Source organism: Flavobacterium crocinum, assembly GCF_003122385.1.
Lineage (GTDB): Bacteria > Bacteroidota > Bacteroidia > Flavobacteriales > Flavobacteriaceae > Flavobacterium > Flavobacterium crocinum.
Genome location: NZ_CP029255.1, coordinates 1,414,844 through 1,432,519, shown reverse-complemented (window position 1 = coordinate 1,432,519; position 17,676 = coordinate 1,414,844). Strand labels below are relative to the sequence as shown.

Here is a 17,676-nt window from a genome sequence, read left to right as displayed (position 1 = left end):
ATGAACACTTTTAAGCTTTACTGTATCCTGAACTTTGCTTCATCAAATTATAACAATTAAAAAATAATAATCATGAAAACAATTTTTATCACAGGCGCATCATCAGGTTTAGGAAAAGCAACAGCAAAATTATTCCACGAAAAAGGATGGAATGTAATTGCAACCATGAGAACTCCTGAAAAAGAAACAGAACTTTCTCAATTAAAAAATGTAACGCTTTTACCATTGGACGTTACCAATTATGACCAAATCCAAACAACAGTTCAAAAAGCACTTGAAATTAGCGACATTGATATTGTATTTAACAATGCTGGTTATGGCTTGATTGGCCCTTTAGAAAGTTTAACAGATGATCAAATCACCAAACAATTAAACACTAATTTATTGGGAGTAATCAGAGTTACAAATGCATTCATTCCGTATTTCAGAGAAAGAAAAAACGGTTTATTTATTTCAACGACTTCTATCGGCGGATTGATCGCTTTTCCTTTAGGATCAATCTATCACGCCACAAAATGGGGATTAGAAGGTTGGAGCGAAAGTATGGCTTATGAATTAAATCCTTTTGGAGTACATATTAAAACGGTTTCTCCGGGCGGTATTAAAACAGAATTTTTACACGGTTCTCTTGACACAGGAGCAAAACCTGAATACGAAGCCATGACCAACAGTATGTTTGCAAGTGTTGACACGATGTTTGAAATGGCCTCAACTCCTGAACAAATTGCCGATGTGGTTTATGAAGCCGCAACTGACGGAAAAAATCAGCTAAGATATGTTGCCGGAGAAGATGCAAAAGCACTTTACAAACAAAGACTAGAATTAGGTGCAGAGACTTTTCGTGCCGAATTTGGAAAACAATTCTTTGGAGAATAATTATTTCTAATAAAACTACCCAAAATATTGAACATTCTTTTATTAAGCTCCAACGGAGCAAAATATGTATAGAAATTCAATAATCCAGATACAAAAGAGCTCCAGCGGAGCGAAATATTTATCACAATGAATATGTCGCTCCGCTGGAGCTTTGTTCTCAATAATAAACATGATTTCTATAAATATTTCGCTTCTCCGAAGCTGATTTTAGTCTCTCAAATTTTCATACTTTTATATCATGGAAAAGAAAAACAATAATCCGGCAAAAATCTCTTCTATATCACAGTTTCACGATCTGCTTCGGCTGCCAAAACCGCTTCATCCGATGGTCAGTTTGGTAGACAATACGCTATTGGTTATCAATGAAGATTTGACAAATCATGCTTTTTTGCTTGATTTCTATAAGGTGTCTTATAAATTTTCCACTAATGGCAAAATGGGTTATGGACAAGGTTATTATGATTTCAACGAAGGCGGGCTCCTATTTGCTTCTCCAACGCAGTTAATTTTTACCGAAAATGAAGAAGGCGTTGAATATGGCGGTTATACACTTTTATTTCATCCTGATTTTATTCGAAATTATCCTTTAGGAAAAAGCATCAAAAAATATGGCTTCTTTTCTTATGATACCAATGAAGCGCTGCACCTTTCAGACAGTGAAAAAACAATTATTATTGGATTATTACAAAGCATCGACAACGAACTCAATACCGCAATTGACGAAATGAGTCAGGATGTGATCGTTTCTTACATTGATGTTCTCTTGAATTACAGCAATCGTTTTTATAAACGACAATTCATTACGAGAAAAACCATCAGTAACGATTTATTATTAAAAGTTGAAGAAACTTTAGACAATTACATTAGCAATGCCGAAACTTTAAAAAGAGGATTGCCTACAGTAGAATTCCTAGCTTCACAGATTAATGTCTCAAGCCATTATTTAAGCGATATGCTTCGCAATTTAACCGGACTAAATGCGCAACAGCATATCCATTCGAAATTAATAGAAAAATCAAAAGATTTCCTGATTACAACCAATCTTTCGGTAGCAGAAATCGCTTATCAACTAGGTTTTGAATATCCGCAATCGTTCAGCAAATTATTCAAAAAGAAAACCAATCTTACTCCATTAGAATTTAAAAATTCATTGAACTAATTTTTAAAAACACTGCTCTCAAAAAATCAATTTCTGCCTCAAAAAATCATAAAATTTGATAAAAATACACTTCTTGGATGTCGTAGTATTTTGACCTTTTATTGAATCTAAATAACGTCCAAAAAACTCCTTCAAAAGCTTTAAAAAACCTAAAAAGCATTCTTTTTGCAAAGATTTTAAAACTAACAATTATTACTATTTTTATTCATTTTGTTAGATTTTTACAATCAAATTATTATATTTTATAGTGATTTTGAGATAAATTTGCAAACTATTAAAACAAAAAACAATCAGGTAAAATTAAAGCCGAAAAAGAAAAAGCAAATCTATTTCTTAATCATTTTTCTGTCAAATTTTAATCTGCAAAAGCCGTTTGGCAATTTGTAAGTTGGTTTGGGTATCGTATATAATGAAATATCGAAATTGACGCTTTTTTATCTTTTTTTACTTTTGTTTTGCTATTATAATGAACAGGAAATTGCTGTGGTTATAGAAATTACAATTAAAAAAAATAAAAAATGAGTAAGACATTATTTGACAAAGTATGGGATTCACATGTTGTGCGTAAAATTGAAGATGGACCAGATGTGTTTTTTATTGACCGCCATTTCATTCATGAAGTTACGAGTCCTGTTGCTTTTTTAGGATTAAAATCAAGAGGCGTTAACGTATTATATCCGGAACGTACTTTTGCAACTGCCGACCACAATACACCAACCATAAACCAACATTTACCAGTTCAGGATCCGCTTTCTGCTAATCAGCTTAAAGCTCTTGAAGATAATGCTAATGAATACGGAATTTCACACTGGGGATTAGGCCACCAAAAAAATGGAATTGTACACGTAGTTGGTCCTGAAAATGGAATTACTTTACCAGGTGCTACTATTGTATGCGGGGATTCGCATACGTCTACTCACGGTGCTTTTGGAGCTATCGCTTTTGGTATCGGAACATCTGAGGTTGAAATGGTGCTTTCTACTCAATGCATTATGCAGCCAAAACCAAAGAAAATGCGTATTAACGTAAACGGTAAATTAAGCAAAGGTGTTGGTCCAAAAGACGTTGCACTTTATATTATTGCTCAGTTAACTACTTCTGGAGGAACAGGATATTTTGTTGAATATGCTGGTGATGTTTTTGAAAATATGACTATGGAAGGTCGTATGACTGTTTGTAATTTAAGTATCGAAATGGGTGCTCGTGGAGGAATGATTGCTCCCGACCAAACTACGTTCGATTTCTTAGAAGGAAGATTATACGCTCCAAAAGGAGAAGCTTGGACTAAAGCTGTTGAATACTGGAAAACTTTAAAAACTGATGCTGATGCTGTATTTGATGCTGAATTAAACATCAAAGCGGAAGACATCGAACCTATGATTACTTACGGTACAAACCCTGGAATGGGAATTGGTATCACAAAACATATCCCGAATGCAAAAGAAGTTGAAGGCGGTGAGGAAACTTACAAAAAATCTTTAGCTTACATGGGCTTCAATGAAGATGACGTAATGATCGGAAAACAAATTGATTATGTTTTCTTAGGAAGCTGTACAAACGGACGTATTGAAGATTTTAGAGCTTTTGCTGAAATTGTAAAAGGAAGAAAAAAAGCGGATAATGTTACGGCTTGGTTAGTTCCGGGTTCTCACGTTGTGGAAGCTCAGATTAAAGAAGAAGGAATTTTAGATATTTTGACAGAAGCTGGTTTCGTATTACGTCAGCCGGGTTGTTCTGCTTGTTTAGCAATGAACGATGATAAAGTTCCTGCTGGAAAATATGCAGTAAGTACTTCAAACAGAAACTTTGAAGGTCGTCAAGGGCCTGGTTCAAGAACGCTTCTTGCAAGTCCAATTATGGCTGCGGCAGCTGCTGTTACAGGAAAACTAACAGATCCGCGCGAGTTATTTTAGATTGGAGATTTTAGATTTTAGATTTCTCACTTTGTGCAATCTTTATCTAAATTTCTTCAAATAAAATTAATCAACATTATTTAATACAAAACATTTTTAGATTCTAAAATTTTAAGTTTTCAAAAGAAAATCTAAAATCTAAAATCTAAAATCCAAAATCTAAAATTAAAATGGCATACGATAAATTTAATATACTTACCAGCAGCGGAGTTCCGTTGCCAATTGAGAACGTAGATACAGATCAAATCATCCCGGCTCGTTTCTTAAAAGCTACAAAACGCGAAGGCTTTGGAGACAACCTTTTTAGAGACTGGAGATACAATGGAGACGATACTCCAAAAGCTGATTTCGTTTTAAACAACCCAACTTACAGCGGAAAAATCTTGGTTGGAGGAAAAAACTTTGGTTCCGGATCTTCTAGAGAACATGCTGCATGGGCAGTTTACGATTACGGATTTCGTGCTGTAGTTTCTAGTTTCTTTGCTGATATTTTCAAAGGAAACTGTTTGAATATTGGTGTTTTACCAGTACAAATCAGCCCGGAATTTTTAGCTAATATTTTCAAAGCTATCGAAGCTGATCCTAAAACAGAATTAGAAATCAATCTTCCAGACCAAACTATTACTTTATTGTCAACTGGACAGCAAGAATCTTTTGCTATCAACGGATACAAAAAGAACAATATGATTAATGGTTTTGATGACATTGATTATTTACAAGATATGAAGGAAGATATTAAAGCTTTTGCTGATAAACTTCCTTACTAATAGCAATATCATTCAGTCTATTAGACCCGAAAGGCTTCAAAACCTCTCGGGTCTTTCTAGAATATAACAGCACACGGATGAAACTGATTTGTTATCGCAAAGACGCGGAAAAAAAAAGATTTATTTTTTTACTAGAGCAAAAATCCGTGTCAAAATTTAATTGAGAATATCAATATGGAAAAAAGAAAAATTGAAATAATGGATACGACGCTTCGTGATGGGGAACAAACCTCAGGAGTATCATTTTCTGCTGCAGAAAAACTAACCATTGCACAATTGTTGTTGGAGGAATTAAATATTGATAGAATCGAAATTGCTTCGGCGCGTGTAAGCGAAGGAGAATTTCAAGCCGTAAAAGGCATTACTTCCTGGGCTGAAGAAAAAGGATACATCAACAGAATTGAAGTTCTAACATTTGTTGACGGAGGCGTTTCAATTGACTGGATGAAAAAAGCCGGTGCCAAAGTGCAGAATTTATTGACCAAAGGTTCAATGAATCACTTAACGCATCAATTAAAAAAAACTCCGGAGCAACATTTTTCTGAAATCGCTAAAATTATAGCTTTAGCGCAAAAGAATAATATTAAAACCAATGTTTATCTGGAAGACTGGAGCAACGGAATGCGAAATTCTCCGGATTATGTTTTTCAATTCTTGGATTTCTTAGCAACTCAGCCAATTAAAAGAGTTTTACTTCCAGATACTTTAGGGGTTTTGATTCCGTCTTTGACTTTTGAATTTATATCAAAAATCAGAACAAAATATCCACAAATTCATTTTGATTTTCACGCACATAACGACTACGATTTAAGCGTTGCCAATGTTATGGAAGCCATAAAAGCCGGCATAAACGGGCTTCACGTTACCGTAAACGGAATGGGAGAACGCGCTGGAAATGCGCCTTTGGAAAGTACTGTTGCCGTTATAAACGATTATCTGCCAGAAGTAAAAATCAATATTAAAGAAACGTCTTTATATTCTGTAAGTAAATTAGTTGAAACTTTTACAGGTTACAGAATCCCTGCCAACAAACCAATTGTTGGAGATAACGTTTTTACTCAAACTGCCGGAATCCACGCTGATGGAGACAACAAAAACAATCTTTATTTTAATGATTTACTTCCGGAACGTTTTGGAAGAAAAAGAAAATACGCACTAGGAAAAACTTCCGGAAAAGCCAATATCGAAAAGAATCTTCAGGAATTAGGTTTAAAATTAAACAACGAAGATTTAAAATTGGTTACCCAAAGAATTATTGAACTAGGCGACAAAAAAGAAACCGTCACAAAAGAAGATCTTCCATACATTATTTCTGATGTTTTGGACAGTCACACTTACGAAGAAAAAATTACCATAAACTCTTATATGCTGGTACATTCTAAAGGAATGCGCCCGTCTACGACTTTATCTTTAAATTTAAACGGAGAAATAATCGAAGAAAATGCACAGGGTGACGGTCAGTTTGATGCTTTTATGAATGCTTTATCCAAGATTTACAAAAGCAAAAAATTAACGCTTCCAAAATTGATCGATTATGCGGTTAGAATCCCTCCCGGAAGTAGTTCTGATGCGTTGTGCGAAACCATTATCACATGGACCAACAACGGAAAAGAATTCAAAACCCGCGGATTAGATTCAGACCAAACCGTTGCAGCGATTATTGCAACGCAGAAAATGCTTAATATAATTACTTAAGGTTCTAAGTTGCTAAGATTCTAAGCTACTAAGATTTTTCTTTGAACTTAGAATCTTAGCAACTCGAATCTTTAAAATAAAAAAAACTAAGCCACTAAGAAGAAAAACTTAGAACCTTAGCAACTCAGAACCTTAGAACCTTTTAAAAAATATAGAATGAAATTAAACATAGCCCTTTTAGCCGGAGACGGAATCGGACCAGAAGTAATCAATGAAGCTGTAAAAGTATCTGATGCTATTGCACAAAAATTTGGACATGAAATCACTTGGAAACCAGCTTTAACCGGTGCTGCAGCAATTGATGCAGTAGGAGAACCTTATCCGGATGCAACGCATGAAGTTTGTAAAAATGCTGATGCCGTTCTTTTTGGAGCAATCGGACACCCTAAATATGATAACGATCCTTCTGCGCCAGTACGTCCAGAACAAGGTTTATTGAAAATGCGTAAAGCATTAGGTTTGTTTGCAAACGTAAGACCAACTTTTACATTTCCATCTTTATTAGATAAATCTCCTTTAAAAAGAGAAAGAATAGAAGGAACTGATTTAGTTTTCTTAAGAGAATTAACTGGCGGAATTTACTTTGGTGAAAAAGGAAGAAAAGACAACGGAGATACTGCTTACGACAACTGCGTTTACACAAGAGCTGAAGTACAGCGTTTAGCTAAAAAAGGTTTCGAATTGGCAATGACCCGTTCTAAAAAATTATGTTGCGTTGATAAAGCAAACGTTTTGGAAACTTCACGTTTATGGAGAGAAACGGTTCAGGCAATGGAAAAAGATTATCCAGAAGTTGAAGTAAGCTACGAATTTGTTGACGCTGTTGCAATGCGTTTAGTTCAATGGCCAAACTCTTACGATGTATTGATTACTGAAAATTTATTTGGAGATATCTTAACAGACGAAGCTTCTGTAATTTCCGGTTCAATGGGATTAATGCCTTCTGCATCTATTGGAGCTGAAGTATCGTTGTTTGAACCTATTCACGGTTCATATCCACAAGCAACAGGATTAAATATAGCAAACCCAATGGCTACTATTTTATCTGCTGCTATGATGTTCGAAAACTTCGGATTGATGGAAGAAGGAAAAGCAATGAGAGATGCAGTAAACAAAGCATTAGAAGCTGGAGTAGTTACTGAAGATTTAGCTAACGGAGGCAAGGCTTACGGTACGAAAGAAGTTGGTGACTGGTTAGCTGCGAATGTATAATAGTTTCTTTGGTTTCAAGTTTCAAGTTTCAGGTTGCTGGAACGTGAAACTTGAAACTTGAAACTTGAAACAAAAAAACTTGAAACAAAAAAACTTGAAACAAAAAAAGGGATCAACTTTCGTTGATCCCTTTTATATTTTAGAAAAAAAATATTAATATCCTCCTCTGTTACCACCACGGTCATTTCCACCACGGTTGTTGTTTCCGTAACTACCACGACTATTTCCTCCGCGGTTGTTATTAAAACTTCTTCTTTCGCCTTCTGGTTTTGGCTCTGATTTATTTACTACAATTGCACGTCCTTGAACAGTTGCACCGTTCAATTCATCAATTGCTTTTTGCGCTTCCGCATCGTTTGGCATTTCTACAAAACCAAAGCCTTTGCTTCTTCCAGTAAATTTATCAGTAATAATTTTAACAGAATCTACTGCTCCATAAACCTCAAAAGATTCTCTTAAATCTGCTTCCTCAATACTGAATGGAAGACTTCCAACAAAAATATTCATAGATATTTATTTATAATAAGAGGCAAATGTAGTCTTATTTATATCTAATCTACCATGTTATGAGTTTATTTAAGTTTTTATTCTGATTTGATGAAGCTCAAAGCAACAGATTAATTGCTAACAGGTACAAATTTCCCTTCGGGCGCTATTGGAACTTTATAGAAAACGCCTTCTGTGAAATTTATTTTTGAATTTTCAACATCACTCTCGTCTTCATTGAGGGCAGTAAATTTAAATGTTCCCGAAATAGTATTGTTTTCAGAATCATAATCTGTAATAACAATCTGTCCGCTACCTCTCTCAGTACCTGTAGAAAATGAGGCAGCTTCATTTGTTAAAGTATTTGCGTAAGAAGCTTTTGAAACTTCGTTCATTCCTAAAGTATAAACTTGTTCAACAGAGGATTCAGTTTGTAAAATTACTTTTTCATAACCTAAAGTCCCTTCAATTATTACAGTTCCATTTTCAGCGAAATAGGCTTTATAACTACGAGCTCTCCAAAAATCGTTATCCTTTAAAGTTTGAAATGCAGGATTATTAAATTTTACGTCTTCTTCACAAGAAGTAAAAACAGATAAAATCAGTAAAAAGTAAAAGTATTTCTTCATATATTAAGATGAATTTGATGCAAAAGTACCGCTTAACTTGAAATTTTCTTCTAAAATAAACCTAAAAAACACCCAAAAGATAATAAAAACCAGTCTTATATACAATTTATAGGTTTCGAAACGCATTATTGATAAAAAAATTATATCTTTGCGCCCTTAATTAACAGAGGTCGAGTACCTCAAAATTTAATCACTAGATTATGTCAGTAAAAATTAGATTACAAAGACACGGTAAAAAAGGAAAACCTTTTTACTGGGTAGTAGCTGCAGATGCACGCTCAAAAAGAGATGGTAGATACTTAGAGAAAATCGGTACTTACAATCCAAACACTAACCCAGCAACTGTTGAATTAAACCTTGACAGCGCAGTTAAATGGTTACACAATGGTGCACAACCTACTGATACTGCAAGAGCTATCCTTTCTTACAAAGGTGCTTTATTGAAACACCACCTTGACGGAGGAGTTCGTAAAGGAGCTTTAACTCAAGAACAAGCTGATGCTAAATTAACTGCATGGTTAGAGGCAAAAGCTGGAAAAGTTGATGCTAAAAAAGATGGTTTATCAAAAGCGCAAGCTGATGCTAAAGCTAAAGCTTTAAAAGCTGAAAAAGAAGTTAACGCTAAACGTGTTGCTGATGCTGCTGCTGCACAAGCTGAAGCTGCTGCCGCTGCACAAGCTGAAGAGGCTACAGAAGAAGTTGCTGAAGCAACTGAAGAAGCTCCTGCTGCTGAAGAGAATAACGAAACAACTGAAGCATAATTTTACTTAGCGATAATGCGTAAAGAAGAATGTTTTTATTTAGGTAAAATCGCTAAAAAATTTAGTTTCAAAGGTGAAGTTCTGATCTATTTAGACACAGACGAACCTGAGTTATACGAAAATCTGGAATCAGTGTTTGTTGAACACAACAAACACTTGGTTCCTTTTTTTATTGAGTCAAGCTCAATGCACAAAAACGACTTTCTTAGAGTTCGTTTTGAAGACGTAAATACCGAAGAAGATGCAGATGCTCTTGTTGGAAATGGTATTTATCTTCCATTATCTATGTTACCCAAACTTACCGGTAACAAATTCTATTATCACGAAGTTATTGGTTTCGAAATCGAAGACAAACGTTTAGGAGTTTTCGGAAAAATTACTTCCATTAATGACTCTTCTGCTCAGCCTCTTTTTGAAGTTTTAAATGGTGAAGTAGAAATTTTAGTCCCAATGATCGACCAATTCCTTGTAAAAATTGATCGCGAAAACAAAAAGGTTATCATGGATCTTCCTGAAGGTCTTATTGAAATGTACCTTTAGGTTAAATTCCAATTTTTTAAAATCCCAAATTCCAAACCTTAGTAAGGTCAAATCTCATTTTTTTTAAATTCCAAATTCCAAGCTTTAATGGAGTTGAATTTCAATTTTTTAAATTCCAAATTCTTTAAATAGGAACGTTTTATTTTCTTGAAAGAAAAAACTTATTTTTTGGTAATTTCTTTATATGTTCACACTTTAAAAAATTGGAATTTGGAATTTTTAATATTGGAATTTAACTAAATGAGGCCATACAATCTAGAAGAAAGAACCTTTTTGTTTGCAAAAGAATGTAGAATCTACATTCGTAGTTTACCTAAGAATACTTCAAACCTTGAAGATGGAAAACAACTTATAAGATCCTCTGGTTTAATTGGTGCTAATTATATTGAAGCAAATGAAAAATTAGGCGACAAAGATTTAATTTTCAGACTTAAAATAGCTCGAAAAGAAGCTAAGGAATCTAAATTTTGGCTTCAGCTGTTAAATGATCTAAATCCTGATCAAAACTCACTTTCAGAATCTTTATTATTTGAAATTGAAGAGTTACGAAAAATTCTTTCTGCCATAATTACCAAAACTTCTAAGCAGTAAATTAATATTTAATCTTATTTTTGCCATTCAAATAAAATTATCGTCTTCAATTGGAATTTGGAATTTTCATTTTTGGAATTTCTTCTCTAAGATTGGAATTTGGTATTTAAAAAAATTGGTATTTTATATTTATGTTTCAGTTTAAGCAATTCTCTGTAAAACAAGACAAAACAGCAATGAAAGTTGGCACAGATGGTGTTTTACTTGGCGCCTGGGCTCCTGTTTATCATAATCCGTTTAGTGTTTTAGATATTGGCTCAGGAACCGGAATTATTGCTTTGATGTTGGCACAGAGAAGTTATGCTGAACAAATTGACGCTCTTGAAATTGATGAAGATGCCTACGAACAAGCGGTAGAAAATTTTGAAGTTTCTCCATGGGGAGATCGTTTATTTTGTTTCCATGCTGGCTTAGACGAATTTATTGATGAACCGGAAGACGAATATGATTTAATTGTATCAAATCCGCCATTTTATGCTGAAGATTATAAAACCGAAAATGAACAACGCGATTTAGCTCGTTTTCAGGATGCAATGCCTTTTGAGGAAATTGTTGAAGCTGCTGATTTGCTACTCTCTGAAAATGGTATTCTGGCTATAATTATTCCTTTTAAAGAAGAAGAGAAATTCATCGCTTTGGCCAAAGAAGCTGAACTTTATCCGATTAAAATTACAAGAGTAAAAGGTACTCCAAAATCAGAAATCAAACGTAGTTTACTGGCATTTAGCCGAAATGAAGTTTCTCAATTTGAAATCGATGAATTAACAATTGAAATTGAAAGACACGTTTATACACCAGAATATATTGAGCTGACAAAAGATTTTTACCTAAAAATGTAAAACACCCTTACAAAGCTTTGTATGCTGACAAAACCCGCCTCATCATACTATTTCCCACTTCTGGCAAAAAGAACAGCTCTTTCCAAAACCTCATCTCTTCCCTGCTGAACTCCTAAAAGAGTTGGTTTCACTTCAATATCAGGAACAATCCCTATTCGCTGTGTTTCCTTTTTGTCCGGATAAAAAACACCTATTCCACTAAAAGCAGTATAAAATCCTTTTACAATCTGAAAACTGCAGACATTCCCATCAGCGCCGGCAGTCTGACTTCCTATTATGGTAACATTCGGTGCCGTTTGTAAACTCATTGCTGTAAATTCTGCATGACTCTGTGTGTTTTCGTCTACCAAAACAATAACTTTTCCCTTATAATTAGCAGGATTTTCACTTCCTATTTGAAAATTACGACTCCAGTAAAATTTTCCAGGATAAGTAATGTCGGGATAAGTAAATCTCGCAAAATCTTTTTCATGAGAATTGATCCAGCCAGCTATTGCAGACATTACACCATTGGGATAACAGCGATTATCAAAAATTACTGCTTTCGTATCTTTTAAATTTTCAATTAAAGCAGGAATATCATCATACATTAACGAAGTAAAATCTACATAACCAATATTATCATCCAGGATTTTCCATTTTTCTTTCGTTACAGGCTTTACTTTAATATCCTTATAAATATAACGGTTAATTGACTTTACAGTCGTTTTTCCATCTCTTATAAACTCAATTTCTGCATTTTTTGTCTTTCCATTAAAAATAACCGTATTCGCATTTCTTAAAACAGTTGGAGCATTGGAACCTTCTATATACCTTGTTTTCTCTTTTAAAATTTGAGCAATGGTTTTACCATCAAATTTTGTTATAATATCGCCAATTCTGATATCATCTAATTTGGTAAGAGAATCATTTTTTGAGCTTATAACAATAGCTCTATCATCGATAATTTTTGTTTCAAAAGGAATAAATTTATCTCCGGAAAAATTTAAAAAAAGAGTTCTCGTTCCCAAAAAAGCATGTGAATCGTTTAACTTTGCAATTAACTCTTTCAATGCAAAATGAAAATTAACCTCTGATTCAGGAGCAATAAAGCCTGGAAGTGCTTCTGCCAGCGATTTGTCCCAATGCTGGTCCATCTGATATTTATACGGAAAAAAGTATTCTATATAATTCCAATATCTGAATAAAATTAAAAGTCTAAGGTTTTTATTTGTCCATTCAAAATCAGGATAATTATTCTCGTTTTTAAATTCTTCAAAAACTCCTTTAGTATCATCTTCTGTAAATTCAATATAAAACTCTGCTTTGTTTGAACTCTGTTTTGTTCAATAAACTTTAATTTTTTAGAAAGTGTTTTAGAAAACAATTCCGAATTCGAAATCCAGGACAAATCGAAATTTTTATCAAAATAATCAATCTTATTGACAGATTTAGCAGGTTTGTACGACTTAATTTCTCCTAATGACACAATCCAATTCTCTATTACAAGAGAAAACTCCTCGGTTGTCTGAGCTTTTTCAATCTGAGGTAATATCAGAAATAACTGTTCATCCCAATTTTTACTTCCACCGGCTACATTTGGATGATAATACTTTAAAAATCCCCAGACTTTGCAAACCGCAGCAAGCTTTTGAGTTTCAGTTATTGATTTTGAGAATGAACTTTGAAACAATAACAAAATAAAAATCAGCAGATACTTTTTCATTAAAAATCAGAATTAGTTAATAGGGCTTTTAGTTATATTTTAAACCTGCTCAAATATACTTTTGAACTGATATAATATTCTTTCTAATAATCTTAAATCCTCGGTTACGATTTCAGCACTGCCTTTCATTTCCTGCTGAAAAATAATCTTTTTTTCATAAGAGGTTTTTAATCCGTTTGGAAGTGTAACATCGACCAACAAATTACCATCTTTATCCGGAACTAAGGATATATTTTTTATTTCACCTTTCAGCACCCCAAATTCACGATCCGGATAATTCGCCAGACGAATATTGACTCTTTGCCCTACTTTTATCTTTCCGGAATTTAATGCAGGAGCTTTTACCTTTCCTATAAAACCATTTTTAGCATCCGGAATTATCGAAAAAACATTATCCCTAATATTAATCGTCTGATTTGCATTCCAAACCTGCAGAAAAGTGACTACTCCGCTCACAGAAGATTTTAGAGTATAAGTTAGCTCCCAGTCTTTTATTACTTTTTTAAGCTGATAAAAAGACTGCGCCATGCTACGTCCTAAGTTTACTTCTTCTCTGGTGCTGTTTATCTGTGAATTTTGACTCGATTTTGTATTATCTATCAAAGATGACTTTAACTGCGAAATCGAAGACAATAGACTTTTGTAACTCTTTTGTGCCTGTAGAAAACCCAGTTTTTTAGCCTCCATTTCCTGAGCCGAAATGATACCTTTATTGAACAAAACCTCAAAGCGGGCTATTTCGTTTTTTTGCAGTTGCAGTTCGCTTTCATTAATTACTTTTTGCTGTTGCAGAATCTCCAGTCTTTCTTTGATTTGAATTTTCTCTGAACTTTGTGCTCTGCTTTCAACCTCAAACGGATGAAGGTTTTCATTAAGCTGATGCGCCTGATAATCTTTCTGAAAAACTGCAAAAGCACTTTCAATTTCACCCAATTGTTTATTTTTTAACAGTTCGAAAGGAAATGTTTTTCCGGAATTAATATCATAACCATCAACAATACTTTTGAGTAAAAAAACATCTTTATAATTGGCTGTATTTTCAATAATAGCCAGTGTACTGTTTTTTGAAACTATTGTTTTATCTTTTACCAGAATAGCTTCAATTCTTCCTGATGATTTGGATACGATTTTCTCCGGCGGAATATTAGTCGTAATTACAATTTCGGCACTCACTACATCCGGATATTTGACAAACCAGGATACAAAAAACAGCATTACAATAATAGCAAATATCAGAACAGTGCCCCATCGAATCATCCAATGCGGTACTTTGGTCAGAATGTCCTGAACCTCTTCACTTCTTAATTCAAACGTATCTTTTTCTTCGGTCATGATTAATTTCCTAATTGCAACTGGTTTTTTACCAGCTCAAAGTAATTTCCTTTTTGTTCCACCAAGGCAGAGTGATTACCTATTTCTATAATTTTTCCTTTATCCAGAACCACAATCTGATCGGCATTCATTACTGTACTCAAACGATGCGCAATGACAATTACTGTTTTATTTTCGAAAAATACATCCAGCTTTCTCATAATTTCTTTTTCATTATTGGCATCCAGAGCTGAAGTCGCTTCATCAAAAAAGAGAATTTCAGGATTTTTATACACCGCCCTTGCAATCAGTAAACGTTGTTTCTGTCCTGTACTCATTCCCAAACCTTCTGCGCCTATTTTTGTATTAAAACCCAAAGGCAGGCCACTTATGTATTCTTTAATATTGGCAACATCTGCCGCATATAATAGTCGTTCTTTATTGACTTTATCTGTACCAAAAGCTATATTATTGGCAATGGTATCGCTAAAAATAAATCCTTCCTGCATGACAGCTCCAATATTGGATCTCCAGGCTTTCTGTGAAATATTTTTAAGTTGTGTATTTCCAATTGTTACTTCTCCTTTTTCGGGTTCATAAAACTTTAAAAGTAATTTCATCAGGGTTGTTTTTCCGCTTCCGCTAACCCCTACAATTGCAGTAACCTTATTAGCCGGAATAATCAGATTCATATTCTCCAGAACTGGTATATCTGATCCCAGATAACGATACGAAAGATTTTTGATCTCAATATCAGCATCAAAAGGAACATCACTGGTCTGATTTTCTTCCTGTTGCAGTTCGTCTTCCTTTTGATGGATTTCTGATAATCTTGCCAGAGATATTTTGGCATCCTGCAATTCCCGTACAAACTGGATAAGTTGCATAATTGGCCCATTTAAACTTCCTACAATAGAGTTAATCGCCAACATCATCCCTAATGTAATGGAACCATCAATTACCAATTTGGCAGATAAAAAAGTAATAAAAATATTTTTTAACTCATTAATTACCGAAGAACCCGTTGACTGAGCCTGTTCCAGAATTAATCCTTTTATTGAAACTCTGAAAAGTCTTGCCTGCACATATTCCCAACCCCATCGTTTTTGTTTTTCGGCATTATGAAGTTTTATTTCCTGCATGCCGTTGATAAGCTCCATTACTTTATTTTGTTCGTTTGAAACTTCAGCAAAACGTTTATAATCCAAAGTCTCCCTTCTTTTCAAAAACAAAGTAATCCAGCCAAAATAAAGCAAACTGCCGGCAAAAAAAACAAAAAATATCTGCAGATTAAAATAAGCCAAAACACCTCCTAAAACAAACATGTTGATTACAGAAAACAAAACATTTAATGAAGATGTCGTTAGAATTTTTTCGATTCTGTGGTGATCATTTATGCGTTGCATGATGTCTCCTGTCATACGGACATCAAAAAAAGAAATCGGAAGATTCATTAATTTAATAAAGAAATCTGAAATAAGCGAAATATTAATTCTGGTCGAAAGATGAAGCAATATCCAGCTTCTGATAAGTTCTAATCCGGTTCTTCCTGCAAATAGAAACAACTGGGCAAACAATATCAAATAAATAAAATGAATATTCTGGTTTTGTATCCCAACGTCAACAATACTCTGGGTTAAAAATGGAAAAATAAGTTGTAATAAACTCCCAGCAAGTAATCCTATAGTTAACTGAATCAAAAATGATTTGTACCTCAGTACATATTGTGAAAGTAAACTGAAACCTAATCCTTTGTTATCTTCTTTTTCAAAATCAGATTCAAAAAATTTAGGAGTAGCTTCTATTAATAATGCAATACCTTCTTTTGTTAAATCATCTGCATTATTTCCGATCCAAAATTTTACAAACTCTTCTTTGTTATATTCCAAAAGCCCAAAAGCAGGATCTGAAATATAATATTTTCCTTTTTTTATTTTATAAAGTACAACATAATGGTCTTTGTTCCAGTGTAGAATGCATGGTAAAGGAGCTTCTTCTATTCTTTGAACGGACAATTTAACCCCTAAGGTCCTAAAACCTATTTTTTCGGCAGCATCACTCAAAAAAAGCAAATTACTACCCTCACGAGTTGTTTCGCTAAAATCGCGCAACTCCTGAATATTGATCGTCTTTCCGTAATATTTAGCTATAATTTTTAAACAGGTAGGGCCGCAATCTTTATGATCGGCTTGTCTGTAATGAGCGAATTTTTTCAATTTATTTTGATTTATTCAAGACTAATGTAGGAAAAAAAATTCTTGTTAATCCATAAAAAAACAGAGAAGATATAAATCTTCTCTGTTTGGGTATTTATAAACAAATTACCAGCAACACAATTTCTTTAGGACATGGCCGCGGGTTTTACCCTAACCAATTAAAATTAAACACAGCGGCCAACTCCTAAGAATCTCAGTACCAATCATCAATACTGAGAAAATGCTCAATGTTCCACGATCGAGCGCCTATACATTCAAAAAAAACATGACTAAATTCTAAATAAGGCTATATCGTATTACTTTTAAAAAAGTTAAAAATCAACAACAAAGACGACTTGTATCACAAATACCTGATGATGTATTTATCGGACAAGTTTCGCCTGGTGGTATTAAAATACATCCTGCTTCTATGGCATAAATCCAACACTCAGGAATTCCTCCTCTCATAGTTTTCTGCTCATTTTTGTTTATGTTTTGAGCACCATTAAGATTTAAAATTTTTTTCAGCATATTAATACAATTTTTATAGTAACAGAGTTTCATTTCACCTCTGTTACTATAGAAATATTAAAAATTAGCAAGCATAATTTTTTCGGCAATAGCATCATGACAATTAGGTTGTGATACTTCACCTCCTAAAATGTTCTTTTGCTCTTTTTTTGTCAGCTTTTTAGTTTCTTTGCTCTTTAAAATCTTTTCTAACATAACTGGTTATTTACGTTTTTTGGACAAGCCTCCAGATCTGGAAAAATCTGAGACTTTAGGTCTTCAGTCTTAACAGCTTCCAACGTAGCTATTTGGCACACAGCTCCAGTATGCAGGCACTGTTCCAAATTCTGTACATCTTTTAGCTTTAAATCCATCCTCACAAATAGGAGCATTACCTCCGTTTATTGTTTTTTGTTCGTTCGCAGTCAATTCTACTGCACCTTTCAATTTCAATATATTCTTTAACATAACGCAGGTGTTTGGGGTT

19 protein-coding genes are annotated in these 17,676 nt (G+C 33.9%); 10 read left to right on the top strand and 9 right to left on the bottom strand.

The window, feature by feature from the left end; all coding sequences use genetic code 11:
• Positions 1-72 precede the first annotated feature (72 nt).
• The 6 genes from HYN56_RS06680 to leuB all read left to right on the top strand — a co-directional run bounded on the left by HYN56_RS06680 (position 73) and on the right by leuB (position 7,622).
• A complete protein-coding gene (locus tag HYN56_RS06680; RefSeq protein WP_109191464.1) occupies positions 73-876 on the top strand; it encodes an SDR family oxidoreductase in 804 nt (267 codons plus the stop codon).
• A gap of 238 nt (positions 877-1,114) precedes the next feature.
• Positions 1,115-2,035, top strand: coding sequence for a helix-turn-helix domain-containing protein (locus HYN56_RS06675; RefSeq protein ID WP_109191463.1), 921 nt, complete (start codon positions 1,115-1,117; stop codon positions 2,033-2,035).
• Positions 2,036-2,553: 518 nt separating this feature from the next.
• On the top strand, positions 2,554-3,948 hold the full coding sequence (gene leuC, locus HYN56_RS06670; RefSeq protein ID WP_109191462.1) for a 3-isopropylmalate dehydratase large subunit: 1,395 nt from the start codon (positions 2,554-2,556) through the stop codon (positions 3,946-3,948).
• Positions 3,949-4,118: 170 nt separating this feature from the next.
• Complete coding sequence (gene leuD, locus HYN56_RS06665; protein WP_109191461.1) at positions 4,119-4,715, top strand: 3-isopropylmalate dehydratase small subunit; 597 nt, start codon at positions 4,119-4,121, stop codon at positions 4,713-4,715.
• Positions 4,716-4,889: 174 nt separating this feature from the next.
• Complete coding sequence (locus HYN56_RS06660; RefSeq protein ID WP_109191460.1) at positions 4,890-6,410, top strand: alpha-isopropylmalate synthase regulatory domain-containing protein; 1,521 nt, start codon at positions 4,890-4,892, stop codon at positions 6,408-6,410.
• Positions 6,411-6,566: 156 nt separating this feature from the next.
• Entirely contained in the window at positions 6,567-7,622 is a 1,056-nt protein-coding gene (gene leuB / locus HYN56_RS06655; protein ID WP_109191459.1) for a 3-isopropylmalate dehydrogenase, read from the top strand.
• A 153-nt stretch (positions 7,623-7,775) separates the two neighbouring features.
• Here leuB and HYN56_RS06650 read toward each other — a convergent pair whose 3' ends face one another.
• Positions 7,776-8,129 carry an RNA recognition motif domain-containing protein gene (locus HYN56_RS06650; RefSeq protein WP_109191458.1) on the bottom strand — a complete coding sequence of 118 codons (354 nt, stop codon included), beginning with the start codon at positions 8,127-8,129 and terminating at the stop codon, positions 7,776-7,778.
• Between the two features lie 110 nt (positions 8,130-8,239).
• Positions 8,240-8,737, bottom strand: a complete 498-nt coding sequence (locus HYN56_RS06645; RefSeq protein ID WP_109191457.1) for a DUF6252 family protein — start codon at positions 8,735-8,737, stop codon at positions 8,240-8,242.
• Between the two features lie 200 nt (positions 8,738-8,937).
• Between HYN56_RS06645 and HYN56_RS06640 the strand changes: the two genes are divergently transcribed.
• The 4 genes from HYN56_RS06640 (at position 8,938) to HYN56_RS06625 (ending at position 11,468) form a co-directional block, all read left to right on the top strand.
• Complete coding sequence (locus tag HYN56_RS06640) at positions 8,938-9,498, top strand: 30S ribosomal protein S16 (RefSeq protein WP_091490620.1); 561 nt, start codon at positions 8,938-8,940, stop codon at positions 9,496-9,498.
• A gap of 15 nt (positions 9,499-9,513) precedes the next feature.
• Positions 9,514-10,038 (top strand): ribosome maturation factor RimM, encoded by a 525-nt coding sequence (rimM, locus tag HYN56_RS06635; protein WP_109191456.1) that lies wholly within the window; start codon positions 9,514-9,516, stop codon positions 10,036-10,038.
• A gap of 240 nt (positions 10,039-10,278) precedes the next feature.
• Positions 10,279-10,629 (top strand): four helix bundle protein, encoded by a 351-nt coding sequence (locus tag HYN56_RS06630; protein WP_109191455.1) that lies wholly within the window; start codon positions 10,279-10,281, stop codon positions 10,627-10,629.
• Between the two features lie 131 nt (positions 10,630-10,760).
• The gene (locus tag HYN56_RS06625; RefSeq protein WP_109191454.1) at positions 10,761-11,468 is read left to right on the top strand and encodes a tRNA1(Val) (adenine(37)-N6)-methyltransferase; all 708 of its coding nucleotides are present in this window, start codon (positions 10,761-10,763) and stop codon (positions 11,466-11,468) included.
• Between the two features lie 47 nt (positions 11,469-11,515).
• Here HYN56_RS06625 and HYN56_RS06620 read toward each other — a convergent pair whose 3' ends face one another.
• The 7 genes from HYN56_RS06620 to HYN56_RS24970 form a co-directional block, all read right to left on the bottom strand.
• Positions 11,516-12,604, bottom strand: coding sequence for a S41 family peptidase (locus HYN56_RS06620; protein WP_109191453.1), 1,089 nt, complete (start codon positions 12,602-12,604; stop codon positions 11,516-11,518).
• Between the two features lie 53 nt (positions 12,605-12,657).
• Positions 12,658-13,173 carry a hypothetical protein gene (locus HYN56_RS06615; RefSeq protein WP_109191452.1) on the bottom strand — a complete coding sequence of 172 codons (516 nt, stop codon included), beginning with the start codon at positions 13,171-13,173 and terminating at the stop codon, positions 12,658-12,660.
• A gap of 39 nt (positions 13,174-13,212) precedes the next feature.
• Entirely contained in the window at positions 13,213-14,505 is a 1,293-nt protein-coding gene (locus tag HYN56_RS06610) for an HlyD family secretion protein (RefSeq protein WP_109191451.1), read from the bottom strand.
• Positions 14,506-14,507: 2 nt separating this feature from the next.
• Positions 14,508-16,700, bottom strand: coding sequence for a peptidase domain-containing ABC transporter (locus tag HYN56_RS06605; RefSeq protein ID WP_109191450.1), 2,193 nt, complete (start codon positions 16,698-16,700; stop codon positions 14,508-14,510).
• 318 nt (positions 16,701-17,018) lie between these two features.
• Entirely contained in the window at positions 17,019-17,210 is a 192-nt protein-coding gene (locus tag HYN56_RS06600) for a hypothetical protein (protein ID WP_109191449.1), read from the bottom strand.
• Positions 17,211-17,267: 57 nt separating this feature from the next.
• Complete coding sequence (locus HYN56_RS25030) at positions 17,268-17,405, bottom strand: hypothetical protein (RefSeq protein ID WP_167398281.1); 138 nt, start codon at positions 17,403-17,405, stop codon at positions 17,268-17,270.
• 69 nt (positions 17,406-17,474) lie between these two features.
• Positions 17,475-17,657: a hypothetical protein gene (locus HYN56_RS24970; protein ID WP_146194574.1), complete on the bottom strand. Its 183-nt coding sequence runs from the start codon at positions 17,655-17,657 to the stop codon at positions 17,475-17,477.
• Positions 17,658-17,676 lie beyond the last annotated feature (19 nt).

Bases quoted from the DNA above. Each gene is read 5' to 3' on its own strand.
- leuC (WP_109191462.1), top strand. From the start codon at position 2,554: ATGAGTAAGACATTATTTGACAAAGTATGGGATTCACATGTTGTGCGT.
- HYN56_RS06640 (WP_091490620.1), top strand. From the start codon at position 8,938: ATGTCAGTAAAAATTAGATTACAAAGACACGGTAAAAAAGGAAAACCT.
- rimM (WP_109191456.1), top strand. From the start codon at position 9,514: ATGCGTAAAGAAGAATGTTTTTATTTAGGTAAAATCGCTAAAAAATTT.
- HYN56_RS06620 (WP_109191453.1), bottom strand. From the start codon at position 12,604: ATGGACCAGCATTGGGACAAATCGCTGGCAGAAGCACTTCCAGGCTTT.
- HYN56_RS06615 (WP_109191452.1), bottom strand. From the start codon at position 13,173: ATGAAAAAGTATCTGCTGATTTTTATTTTGTTATTGTTTCAAAGTTCA.
- HYN56_RS06610 (WP_109191451.1), bottom strand. From the start codon at position 14,505: ATGACCGAAGAAAAAGATACGTTTGAATTAAGAAGTGAAGAGGTTCAG.
- HYN56_RS06680 (WP_109191464.1), top strand. From the start codon at position 73: ATGAAAACAATTTTTATCACAGGCGCATCATCAGGTTTAGGAAAAGCA.
- leuB (WP_109191459.1), top strand. From the start codon at position 6,567: ATGAAATTAAACATAGCCCTTTTAGCCGGAGACGGAATCGGACCAGAA.
- HYN56_RS06630 (WP_109191455.1), top strand. From the start codon at position 10,279: ATGAGGCCATACAATCTAGAAGAAAGAACCTTTTTGTTTGCAAAAGAA.
- HYN56_RS06600 (WP_109191449.1), bottom strand. From the start codon at position 17,210: ATGCTGAAAAAAATTTTAAATCTTAATGGTGCTCAAAACATAAACAAA.
- HYN56_RS25030 (WP_167398281.1), bottom strand. From the start codon at position 17,405: ATGTTAGAAAAGATTTTAAAGAGCAAAGAAACTAAAAAGCTGACAAAA.
- leuD (WP_109191461.1), top strand. From the start codon at position 4,119: ATGGCATACGATAAATTTAATATACTTACCAGCAGCGGAGTTCCGTTG.
- HYN56_RS06650 (WP_109191458.1), bottom strand. From the start codon at position 8,129: ATGAATATTTTTGTTGGAAGTCTTCCATTCAGTATTGAGGAAGCAGAT.
- HYN56_RS06660 (WP_109191460.1), top strand. From the start codon at position 4,890: ATGGAAAAAAGAAAAATTGAAATAATGGATACGACGCTTCGTGATGGG.
- HYN56_RS06675 (WP_109191463.1), top strand. From the start codon at position 1,115: ATGGAAAAGAAAAACAATAATCCGGCAAAAATCTCTTCTATATCACAG.
- HYN56_RS24970 (WP_146194574.1), bottom strand. From the start codon at position 17,657: ATGTTAAAGAATATATTGAAATTGAAAGGTGCAGTAGAATTGACTGCG.
- HYN56_RS06645 (WP_109191457.1), bottom strand. From the start codon at position 8,737: ATGAAGAAATACTTTTACTTTTTACTGATTTTATCTGTTTTTACTTCT.
- HYN56_RS06625 (WP_109191454.1), top strand. From the start codon at position 10,761: ATGTTTCAGTTTAAGCAATTCTCTGTAAAACAAGACAAAACAGCAATG.